At 64.4% G+C, this 11,778-nt stretch carries 3 protein-coding genes and 1 pseudogene; all 4 read right to left on the bottom strand.

The genetic code is table 11. From position 1 onward, the window contains the following. The coding region (locus D3M70_RS34380) for a hypothetical protein (protein WP_375233067.1) at window positions 1-145 on the bottom strand (145 nt) is incomplete at its 3' end. Between the two features lie 13 nt (window positions 146-158). Next, window positions 159-8,081, bottom strand: a complete 7,923-nt coding sequence (locus tag D3M70_RS31305) for a non-ribosomal peptide synthetase (RefSeq protein WP_120130107.1) — start codon at window positions 8,079-8,081, stop codon at window positions 159-161. A gap of 1 nt (window position 8,082) precedes the next feature. After that, window positions 8,083-11,495: pseudogene (locus D3M70_RS31300) on the bottom strand (amino acid adenylation domain-containing protein); the annotation flags it as partial. A 1-nt stretch (window position 11,496) separates the two neighbouring features. Beyond that, window positions 11,497-11,731, bottom strand: a 235-nt coding sequence (locus D3M70_RS33890; RefSeq protein WP_375233066.1) for a hypothetical protein, incomplete at its 3' end; no start/stop codon positions are given. Window positions 11,732-11,778: the final 47 nt, after the last annotated feature.

The raw sequence follows: 11,778 nt of genomic DNA, 5'->3' as shown, positions 1-11,778 counted from the left end.
ACGAGAGCAGCAACGGCTCGTCAGCTGCACGTTGAAAAACCGGGGCAATCGTGAAGAGGTTCACGCCTTTCTGTTTGAGCAGAACTGCCAGAGCCTTTCGTTGTTTGGCCGAAAGTTTTCCTACCGACTCGATTAACTCTTGCACGCGTTGTCCTCACTCAGGAAATCAGTTTTTCAAGATCATCGAGGGATAGACGTTTGAGGGCCTCCAGAGATTTAGCCAATTCGTCCTGAACCGGCGACAAATCCGCGCGCAGGGCCTGGATGCGTTCACAGAAATGCTCCAGGGTGTCGGCGGCGAACAGTTCCTTGAGCGGCACCTGGTCGCCCAGGCGCTCTTTGATCCGCGTGACCACCAGGGTCGCCAGCAGCGAATGCCCGCCCAGCTGGAAAAAGCTGTCCCCCAGCCCTACGCGCTCGACTTCCAGCACTTCCTGCCAGATTTCCGCCACCTCCCATTGCAGATCGCTGCGCGGCGCCACGTACTGTTGCAGCAGCGGATTGCCGCCCAGTGCCAGCAGCGCCTTGCGATCGAGCTTGCCATTGGGGGTCAGGGGCAGCGCGGCGACCAGGTGCAGATGGTTCGGCACCATGTGCGCCGGAAGGCTGGCGGCCAGATGACTGCGCAGACTGTCCGCCACGCCCTCCTGCCCGTGCTCGTGGGCCACGACGTAACCCAGCAATTGCTTGCCCGCGACACCGTCCTGGGTCAGCACCACCGCTTCGCGGACGGACGGGTGCTGCAACAGACGGTTCTCGATTTCGCTCAGCTCGATGCGGAAACCGCGAATCTTCACCTGGTGGTCGGCGCGACCGATGTACTCGATGTTGCCCTCCCCGCCCTGGCGCACCAGATCGCCGGTGCGGTACAAACGCTCGCCGTCAGCGGAGAACGGGTCCGGCACATAGCGCTCGGCGGTCAGGCCCGGTCGCATCAGGTAGCCCCGCGAGACCCCGGCCCCGGCGAGGTACAACTCGGCCGCTACCCCGGATGGCAACGCCTGCAACCCGGCGTCCAGCAGGTAGGCCGTGGTGTTGTCCAGCGGTCGTCCGATGTTGGCCTGCCCGCCAGGCAGGCGCAGGGTGAACGTTGAGTACGTGGTGTCTTCCGAAGGGCCGTACAGGTCATAGACCCGCTCCACCGCCGTGCTCCCGTACAGGCTGTCCACCAGCGGCTGCTTGAGTGGCTCGCCGGCCAGGTTGATGATCTTGACCGAGGCCGGAATCTGCCCGGCACGTTGCAGCGCGGCAATGGCCGACGGCACGGTGTTGATCAGTCGTACCTGTTCGCGGGCCGGCAGCTCGGGCAGCGCCAGCGCGTTATCCGCCAGCACCATGAAGCCGCCGCCGCTGAGGGTGACGAAAATCTCCCACACCGACAGGTCGAAGCAGATCGATGTCGAAGCCAGCACCCCGTGCAGCGCCTCGGCCGGATACGTGGCCAGCGACCACTGCACCAGCGCCGCAACGTTGCCGTGACTGATGGCCACGCCCTTGGGTTTCCCGGTGGAACCGGAGGTGTAGATGACGTAAGCCAGATTGGCCGCATCCGTGACGGGTGTCGGAGCGTGTTGCGGCCCCGCCTGCAACCCGTCAGGCGTCGGTTGCACCAGCAGAATCTGCGCCTGCAACACGGCGGGCAACACGTCCAGCAACGGCGTTTCGGTAAGCAACACCGCGGCGTGACTGTCGTCGAGCATGTGCAGCAGACGCTCTTGCGGGTATTCCGGGTCCAGCGGCACGTAGGCGCCGCCCGCCTTCAGAATCGCCAGCAGGCTGACGATCATCTGCGGCGTACGACGCAGGCACACCGCCACGCGCACCTCGGGGCCGACGCCCATGGCGCGCAGCGTGTGCGCCAACTGATTGGCCTGACGGTCGAGGCTGGCGTAGTCGAGCGTCTGTTCGGCGAACAGGATCGCCGGCGCCAGCGGTTGTTCGCGGACCTGTGCTTCGATGCGCTGAACCACGCTGAGGTCTGCCAGCGTCGGGCTCGGCGAGCGCCCCCAGGCCAGTGCGGCCTGGCGCTGTTCGGTGCTCAACAATTGCAGCTCGCCCAACGGCAGGCTGGCGTCGGCGAGGAACTGCGTCATCAGGTTCTGCAGCTCGCCCGCCAGACGCACGATGGCCGCTTCGTCGAAGCTCTCGCGATCAAAACTGCACCCCAGCGTCAACTCGCGACCACTCACCGCCACCAGCGTCAGCGGGTAATTGGTCTGCTCCTGACGACGGATCGGCGAAAACACCAGCCCTGAGCCTTGGCCCTGGGACAACGCCTCGGACATCGGGTAGTTCTCGAACACTAGAATGCTGTCGAACAACGCGCCCGCGCCCAGTCCGGCCCAGCTCTGGATGTCGTACAGCGGCGTGTGGTCATGTTCGCGCAACGCCAGATTGAGGGCCTGCACCTGTTGAATCCACTGCCCTACCGTGACCTGCGGCGACGGCGTGGCAACCACCGGCAGCGTGTTGATGAACAGGCCGATCTGCTGCTCGACACCCGCAAGGTCCATGGGACGTCCGGCCACTGTCGCGCCGAAGGCCACGGTGTCCTGGCCGGTGTAGCGCTGCAACAGCACCAGCCAGGCGGCCTGCATCAAGGTGTTGAGGGTGACTTTCTGTTCGCGGGCGAATCCGTTCAGGCCAGCGGTCAGGGTTTCGCTGAACACATGCTCGTGCTCGGCATAACCGATGCCGGACGCCTGAGGCGAGCCCATGGCATTGGCCAGACGCGTGGGTTCCTGCAACTCGGCCAGCGCTTGTTTCCAGAAGCCGCGACTGGCCTGAGCATCACGCTGGCCCAGCCACTGGATGTAATCGCGGTAACGCCCCTGGGGCGCGGCAGGTGATTGCCCCGCATAACGTTGCAGCACTTCACCGAACAACTGCGAGGTGCTCCAGCCATCCATGAGAATGTGATGACTGGTGTAGATCAGATGCCAGTCGCTGACACCGGTACGCACCAGCGTCACCCGCAACAGCGGCGCCTGATCGAGCTGGAAGCCGGCGGCCAGATCGTCCGCGGCCAATTGATCGAGTGCTTGTATCAGGTCGCTTTTTTCCTGCCAGTCCTGCACCGACCACGGCATTTCCACGCGGTCGAGCACCACCTGCACCGCCGCGCTCATGCCCTGCGGCCAGACGAACGCTGTGCGCAGAATGTCGTGGGTGTCCAGCGTCTGCTGCCACGCCGCACGGAAACGCTCGACCTCCAGGTGTTGAACATCGACCCGAAGCTGGTTGGTGTACGCCGCACCGTCGGGTTCGTTGAGCCCGTGGAACAGAATCCCCTGCTGCATCGGCGACAGTGGATAGAGGTCGGCGATGTGCCGGGCGGCCATCGGCAGGCTTTCCAGCTGTGTCTGGCTGATGCTGACGAGATTGAAATCCGACGGTGTGACGCCAAAGTGGGTCTGGCTGCTGCAATGTTCGATCAGCGCGATCAGTTCGCGCCGGTAATCGTCGGCCAGCGCCTGCACGCTCTCGCGGCGGTACATGCCCCCGCTGAACGTCCAGCTCAACGCTAGCTCGCCGCCATAGACCTGACCGTTGATGCTCAGCCAGTTGCCCAACGGCCCCTGTTCACTGCGCGACGCCCCGTCGGACTCCGGCGCCGGACGGAACAGCGCGCCTTGATCGGCTGCAAAATCGCCATCGAACTGGCCGAGGTAGTTGAAGGTGATGCGGGGTTCACCCAGCGCCGCCAGCGTCGTCTGGCTGGACGCGTCGCCGTGATAGCGCAACACACCGAAGCCGATGCCCTTGTTGGGAGTCTGGCGCAGTTGCTCCTTGACCTGTTTGATCGAGCGATCCAGGTCGTCGGCGGGGCTCAGGCGCACCGGGAACAGACTGGTGAACCAGCCGCAGGTGCGCGAGATATCCAGGTCGTCGAACAGCGCTTCACGACCATGGCCTTCCAGCTGAATCGCCACTGCCGATTGCCCGGTCCAACGGCACAGCACGCGGGACAACGCCGTCAGCAGCAGGTCGTTGACCTGGGTGCGATAGGCCGCTGGCGCCACTTTCAGCAATGCGTGGGTGACGGTTTGATCGAGTCGGGTCGACACTTCCTGCGCCTGCGCGACCGTCATGCCGCCTTGCGGGTCGTCACACGGGAGGTCCAGCACAACATCCGTCAGCACGCCCTGCCAGTAGCCGAGTTCGGCTTTCAGCACATCGCTCTGGGCATGGCGATGCAGATGCTCGGCGAACGTCTGCAGCGAGGTGCCTTTATCCATGAATGTCGGCTGTATGAGTGCTGGCTGCATGGACGTCGACGCCTTGCCGTTCGCGACGTGCGCGTAGGCGCTCTGCAAATCGTCGAGCAGTACGCGCCAGGACACCCCGTCGACCACGCAGTGGTGAATAACCAGCAGCAGACGTTGCTCGCCGTGGGGCAATTCCATCAGCACGGCGCGCAACAAGACGCCCTGTTCCAGGTTCAGGCTGCGCTGAGCCTGATTCGCCAGGGCCTGAATATCATCGGTGCTCGCCAGCGCTGCGGGGGTCCACAACAGGTCGGCGGGAGCCGCCGCCTGATACTCGGCACGCCACTGGCCGCTGACGTCGGTAAAGGCAAGGCGCAGCGCATCATGCTGGCGATACACGGCGTGTATTGCGTTGCTCAGCGAAACCGGGTCCAGACGATTCTGCGGTTGCAGGAGGATCGACTGGTTCCAGTGGTGGCGCTCGGGAATATCAGCGGCGAAAAAACGCGCCTGAATCGGCAGCAGCGCCTGGGAGCCACTGACCTGCGACGCCGTGCCCGATGCGGGCGCCGGTGTCGTTGCCGCTTTCACTTCGATCCACTTGGCGACCTGTGCCAACTGGGTAATGGTCTGCTTTTCGAACAACTGCTTGGGGGTGAGTTTGATCCCGCGCCGCTTGGCACGGGCGATGATCTGCAAGCTGAGGATCGAGTCGCCGCCGAGTTCGAAGAAGTTGTCGGTGACGCCCACCTGCGCAAGCTTCAGCACTTGGGCCCAGACCTCTGCCAGCGCCTGCTCCAGCTCATTGCTCGGGGCCACGTATTGCCGGGCCTGAGCGTCGGGCATCGGCAGTGCCGCGCGGTCGAGTTTGCCGTTGGCGGTCAGCGGCAGGCGCTCCAGCACCACGAAGCGCGACGGCACCATGTAATCCGGTAACGACGCTTGCAACTCGCTTGCGAGGCGTTCGGTGTCCAGCGAACCCGACACCGCGACACAGTAAGCCACCAGTTGCAGACGGCCTTCGTCGCTGTCCATCGGCAACGCCAGTACCACTGCGTCCCGCACGGCGTCGAGTTGACGCAGCGCCTGCTGCACTTCGCCCGGCTCGACCCGGTAGCCACGAATCTTCACCTGATCGTCCGCTCGGCCGATGAATTCCAGCTCGCCGTTGACGCTGCGCGCCCGGTCGCCGCTGCGGTAGACACGTTCACCCTGACAGCCCTGCGGATCGGGGACGAATCGCTCGGCGGTCAGCGCCGGCTGCCCCAGATACCCCTGCGCCACACCGGCGCCACCCAGATACATCTGCCCCGTCACGCGCTCTGCGACAGGGTTCAGATAGTCGTCGAGCAGGCGCACGCGAGCGTTGGCCAGCGGTCGGCCGACCGGCACGCTGAGGGTGCCGGGCAGCGCCGCATTCGCTTCACAGGTCAGCACGCCCACGGTGGTTTCGGTAGGGCCGTAGTGGTTGATGACCCGGCATTGCGGTGCCAGCCGCGCGACCTGCGCCACCAGCGACCACGGACAGGTCTCGCCACCGAGCACCAGCACGTGGAGCGGCAGGACATCGGCCGGGCGAGCGGCCTGCAACAGACTTTGCAGATGGCTGGGCACCAGCTTCAGGGCGCCGACCCGGTGCTCGCTCATGTAGCGGGCAAAACGGTCCGGATCGAAGGCGTATTCATGGGGCAACAGGTGCAACGGCCGACCACTGGCCAACGCCGCGAACAGCAGGGTGTGACCGAGGTCCGCCGCCAGCGTGGAAATCATCGCCAGGCTGGCGTCCGTCGGCAGGCGCAGACGCTGCAACACCGCTTGCAAGTAGTTGCCCAGCGCCTGATGACTGACCAGTACGCCCTTGGGCTGACCGGTGGAACCGGAGGTGAAAATCACATAGGCCGGTTGCTCAGGGAGCAGCGCAAGATTCAACGGCTCGCTGTTGCAATGGGCGAAACGCTCCGGGGCGTAATCCAGTGCCGTGCACGCCAGGCCCTGGCAGTCGATGCTTCGATCGCCTTGCGTGCGCAACAGCCAGGTCGCGCCACTGTGGCTGAGCATTTGATGCAAACGGTCCGTCGGCTGGCGATTGTCCAGCGGCAGGTACACCCCGCCGGCCTTCAACACCCCCAGCAGCGCGACGGTCCACGCGACGCTGCGCTCCAAAGCCAGCGCCACGATGTGGGTCTGTTGCAGGCCCTGTTCACGCAGCCAGTGCGCCACTTGGTTGGACTGTCGCTCCAGCTCGGCGAAGCTGACCAGCTCCTCGCCGCAACGCACCGCGACGGCCGCGCCTCGGGAGATCGAGTGAGCGCGCCACAAGGCAAGAAAATCGGCATGGGCAAAGGCTTCGGCCTCCTCGAACACCTGCACGCCAGAACGGCCCGGACGCTGATGAATCGGTGCGGTCGGCGCCTCGGCCATGTCCTGCAACACCGCCTGCAACGACGCGCCAATGGCATGAACCGTGCTGCGTTCGAACAGGTCGGTGGCGTAACTCAGGCTGATCTGAATGCCGTGCCCAGTGTCGGTGAAGTCCAGCGCCAGGTCGAAACGGACGTCGTTTTCAGTCAACTCGAAGGCGCTGATCTGAAGATCGGCAAAACGGCCCTCCCCGGCCTGCTCCTGCGTGTTCCGGCCCAGCCCGGGGCTGGCCAGGTTCTGGTTGATCTTGACCTGAAACAGCGGGTGATGACTCAGGTCCCGTTGCGGGGCCAGCGCGTCCACCAACTGCTCGAAGGGCAAGTCCTGATGGGCCTGAGCGCCGAATACGGTTTCTTTCACCTGTGCCAGCAACTGCTCGAAGGTCAGTTGTTCATCGACCTCCACACGCAGCACCTGGGTGTTGATGAAGAAGCCAATCAGGCCTTCGGTTTCCTTGCGATTGCGCCCGGCGTTCGGCGCGCCCAGACGAATGTCGTGCTGGCCGCTCTGCCGGGCAAGCACCACGGAGAATGCCGCAAGCAGCATCATGAACAGCGTGTAGCCGCGCTCGCTGCCCAGACGCTTGAGGGCATCGGACAAGGCTGGCGAGCAGTCGGCGGTCAGTGCCGCGCCACGATAACTGGGGATCGGCGGCCGTTCACGATCCAAGGGCAAGGCCAACACTGGCTGCTCGTCGCCCAACACGCTGCGCCAGTACTGCAACTGGCGCTCGCTCTCACCTGCTTCCAGCCAGCTGCGCTGCCACAGCGCGTAATCGGCGTACTGAATCGCCAGCGCGGGCAACTGCGCCTCGCGCCCCTGCGCGATGGCGTCGTACAGGTGCACGAACTCCTCGACCATCAACTGGCTGGACCAGCCGTCGGAGACGATGTGATGCACGGTCACGAGCAGCACATGCTCCTGCTCGCCAAGGCGATACAGTTTCACGCGCATCAGCGGGCCTTGCAGCAGATCGAACGGCCGCGCCACCTCTTCGGCGACCTGCGCCTTGAGCGCCTCTTCGTCGTGGGCATTGCCGCCAGACGCCGCCATGAGCGGCACGTCGACAAGCTCAACGTCGACCTCGACGCTGTCATCGATCTGCTGATAGAACGCGCCTTCTTCGGAAACGAAACGGGTGCGCAACACCTCATGGCGCTGCACCAGCGCTTCGAACGTCTGGTGCAAAACACCCTGTTGCAGCGGGCCTTTGAGGCGCACCGCCCGTGGCACGTTGTAGAACGAGCCTTGCGGCTCCATCTGCCACAGAAACAGCAGACGCTGTTGGGCGAACGACAGCGGGATCCGGGGCACGTCGTGACGGCTGGCGACAATCGGCAACAGCCGGAAGCTGCTGTTGCTCTCGTTCATTTTTTCCAGAATCTGGCGGCGTTGCTCCAGACCCAGACCGATGAAACGCTTGGCAATCCGCTCTGCGGTAGTCTTGTCCATCTCACGCTTGCTCCATCAGGTCCATCATTTTTTCAATGTCCGAAAGCCCTTCTTCGCTGAGTGCACTGCGGCTCTCCAGCACGGCCTGAGCAAACTCGGCCAGGGTCGGTGTTTCAAAGATCAGGCGCAGCGCAACGTCGATTCCCAACTGCGCGTTGATGCGCGAAACGGTCTGGGTGGCGAGCAACGAATGCCCGCCCAGATCGAAGAAGTTGTCGCCCAGCCCAACCTGTTCGACGTGCAGGGTGTCTTGCCAGATCGCGGCGATCTGCTGTTCCAGTTCGCTCTGCGGTGGTCGATACGCCTGTCGCATGGCGACCGCCTCGACCTTCGGCAGCGCCTTGCGATCGAGCTTGCCGTTGGGACTCAGCGGCAGGTGCGCCAGGAACACCCAATGCGTGGGCAGCATGTAATCGGGCAGCGTGCGCGCCAGGCGGGTGCCCAGCGCAGCAGCGTGACGGGCCTGATCGTCAGCGCTGGCGTGCAGCCACAGCCCGTCGTTCGGCACGGCATAGGCCACCAGACGCTTACCGGTCGGGCCGTCCTGCGCGACCACCACGGCTTCGTTCACCGACGGCAGTTCCAGCAGGCGGGCTTCGATTTCACCCAGTTCGATGCGCAGTCCACGGATCTTCACCTGATGGTCGATCCGCCCCAGGTACTCGATCACGCCATCGCGGCGATGCCGGGCCAGATCCCCGGTGCGATACAGCCGGCCGGCGCCGTGGGGGTTGGCGACGAAGCGCTCGGCGGTCAGCGCTGGCCGACGGTGGTAACCCCGCGCCAGGCCCTCACCGCCCAGATACAGCTCGCCCGCGACGCCCACCGGCAGCGGTTGCAGATCGGCGTCGAGGATGTAGGTCGCCAGGTTGGCGATAGGCTGCCCGATCGGCACGCTGTCGCGGCCTTCGTCGACACACTGCCAGTGGGTCACGTCAATCGCCGCTTCGGTCGGGCCGTACAGGTTGTACAGCGCGGCGTCAGGTAATTGCCGGAACACTTGCTGCTGCGCTTCCACCGGCAAGGCTTCCCCGCTGCAGATGACCCGGCGCAGACTGCTGCAACTGGACGCACGGGCATCGAGCAGGAATGCCTGCAACATCGAAGGCACGAAATGCAGCGTGGTCACGGCGCGCTGGTTGATCAGCTCGACCAGCACGGCCGGATCGCGATGGGCGCCCGGCGCCGCGACCACCAGGCGAGCCCCGGTCATCAGCGGCCAGAAGAACTCCCACACCGAGACGTCGAAACTGAACGGGGTTTTCTGTAGCACCGCATCGTCAGCACTCAGGCCATAGGCCTCCTGCATCCAGCACAGGCGGTTGGTCAGGGCGGCATGGCGATTGCCGGCGCCTTTGGGCTGACCGGTGGAGCCGGAGGTGTAGATCACGTAGGCCAGGCTTTGCGGGTCCAGTTCAAGATCGGGTGCCACGGTACTGAACGAAGCCACCGACGCCCCCAGATCCAGGGTCTGCACACCATCGGGAACCGGCAACTGATCGCGCAGATGGGGCTGGGTCAATAACAGACCGATGCCGCTGTCCTGCATCATGTAACTCAGGCGCTCCCGGGGGTATTCCGGGTCCAGCGGCACATAGGCACCACCGGCCTTGAGCACCGCCAACAGGCCGATGACCATCTCAACAGAGCGTTCGGCGGCCACGCCCACCAGCACGTCGGTGCCGACACCCAGGCCGATGAGTCGATGGGCCCACTGGTTGGCGATGGCGTCCAGCTCGGCGTAGTTCATTTGCCGGTCGCCGAACGCCAGAGCGACAGCCTCCGGTGTTCGCAGCACCTGCATCTCGATCAACTGATGCACACCCAGATCCAGCGGGTAACGGGCCTCGGTGCGGTTCCAGTCGTGAAGCACTTGCTGCGCCTGGGTTTGCGCCAGCATCGGCAGCGCCGCGACGGGCGATTCAGGCTCGGCGACGATGGCCTGCAGCAGGTGCTGCCAATGGCCGATCAGTTGCACCATGCTTGCCGGCTCGAACAGGTCGGTGGCGTAGGTCAGGGTCGCGATCAGTTGCTCGTCCGACTCGAAGGTTTCCAGGCTCAGGTCGAACTGCGCGGTACGCCCGGTCGCCGCCAGCGCCGAGAGCGTGAGCCCCGGCAAGGCAATGTCGACGCCTTTGCGACCTTCGCTCAAGTGGTTGAACATCACCTGGAACAACGGGCTATGGCTGAGGCTGCGCTGAGGTTGCAGCGCCTCCACCAGTTGTTCGAAGGGCAGGTCCTGATGGGCCTGGGCCTGCAACGCGGTCTGTTTGACCTGCGCCAACAGTTCGTTGAAAGCGCCTTGGCCATCGATGTCGGCCTTGAGCACCTGGGTGTTGACGAAGAAGCCGATCAGCCGCTCGGTTTCCACCCGGTTGCGGTTGGCAATCGGCACGCCGACGCGGATATCGCGCTGGCCGCTGTAGCGATGCAGCAGGGTCTGGAACGACGCCAACAACAGCATGAACAGCGTCGAGTGCTCGCGCTGGGCCAAGGCCTTGAGCGAATCCAGCAGCGGCTTGGGCAAGGTCACCGACCGGGTCGCACCGACGAAGCTCTGCACGTTCGGGCGCGGATGGTCGGTGGGCAGCGCCAGCACCGGCTGTTCGCCACCCAACTGCGCGGTCCAGTAGGCCAATTGCCGCTCGCGTTCGCCGCTGTCCATCCACTGACGCTGCCAGTGGGCATAGTCGGCATATTGAATCGGCAGCGCCGCAAGTTGCACGTCGCGGCCATCGCGGTATGCGGCGTACAGCTCGACCAGCTCATCGACCATCACCCGCATCGACCAGGCATCGGAGACAATGTGGTGCTGGGTCAGAATCAACACGTGGTCGTCGTCCGCCAGGCGCAGCAGTTTCGCTCGCAGCAGGGCATCCTGTTTGAGGTCGAACGGCCGGTGCGCTTCGGCATCCACCTGGGCGGCGATTTGCGACGCATCGTCCAGGGCGTGGGCCTCCAATACAACTCCTGCGTTCGCCTGAAGAACCGGCACCACGTCCGCCCCGTTCTGCACGAAGATCGTGCGCAGGGTTTCGTGGCGCTCGATCAGGCTGTCGAAGCTGCGGGCCAGCGCCTGGACATCGAGCCGGCCGTGTAGACGCAGTGCCAACGGCAGGTTGTAGGCCACACCCTGTGGGTCCAACTGCCAGAGGAACCATTGACGCTCCTGCGCATACGACAGACGCATTGCCTGATCCCCCGCCACCGGCAACAGCGGCGGCGTCATGGGCGCAGAGGTTTCAGCGCAAAGCGCCTGTACGAAAGCTTCGAGGGTGCTGTGCTCGAACAGCGTGCGCAACGCGACCTCGGCATTGAGCAACTGTCGCACCCGCGACAGCACCTGGGTCGCCAGCAACGAGTGACCGCCCAACTCGAAGAAGTTGTCGCTTAGGCCGACCTGCTGCAGGTTCANCGGTGGTCGGCGCGACGTAGCTTTTCTGGACCTGGCTGGCATCGGCTTTCGGCAGTGCCTTGCGGTCCAGTTTGCCATTGGGGGTCAGCGGCAGACGCGGCAGGAACAGCCAGTGCTGGGGCACCATGTAGTCCGGCAGTTGCTGAAGCAGTTGGGCTCTGAGCTCTTGATGCAGCAATTCTTCAGGCAGCAGATCGTCGCTCGCTTGATTGGCGACGACGTAGCCCACCAGCATCGGACCTTGGGCGCCTTCCTGAGCGATGACCACCGCTTCGCGCACCC

The organism is Pseudomonas sp. LS-2 (assembly GCF_003605735.1).
Taxonomy (GTDB): Bacteria; Pseudomonadota; Gammaproteobacteria; order Pseudomonadales; family Pseudomonadaceae; genus Aquipseudomonas.
Note: the sequence above shows the minus strand (reverse complement) of the source record. Positions and strands in the feature narration are given on the sequence as shown.

Excerpts from the sequence above, each read along its gene's own strand:
- D3M70_RS31305 (WP_120130107.1), bottom strand. The coding sequence starts at position 8,081 with ATGGACAAGACTACCGCAGAGCGGATTGCCAAGCGTTTCATCGGTCTG.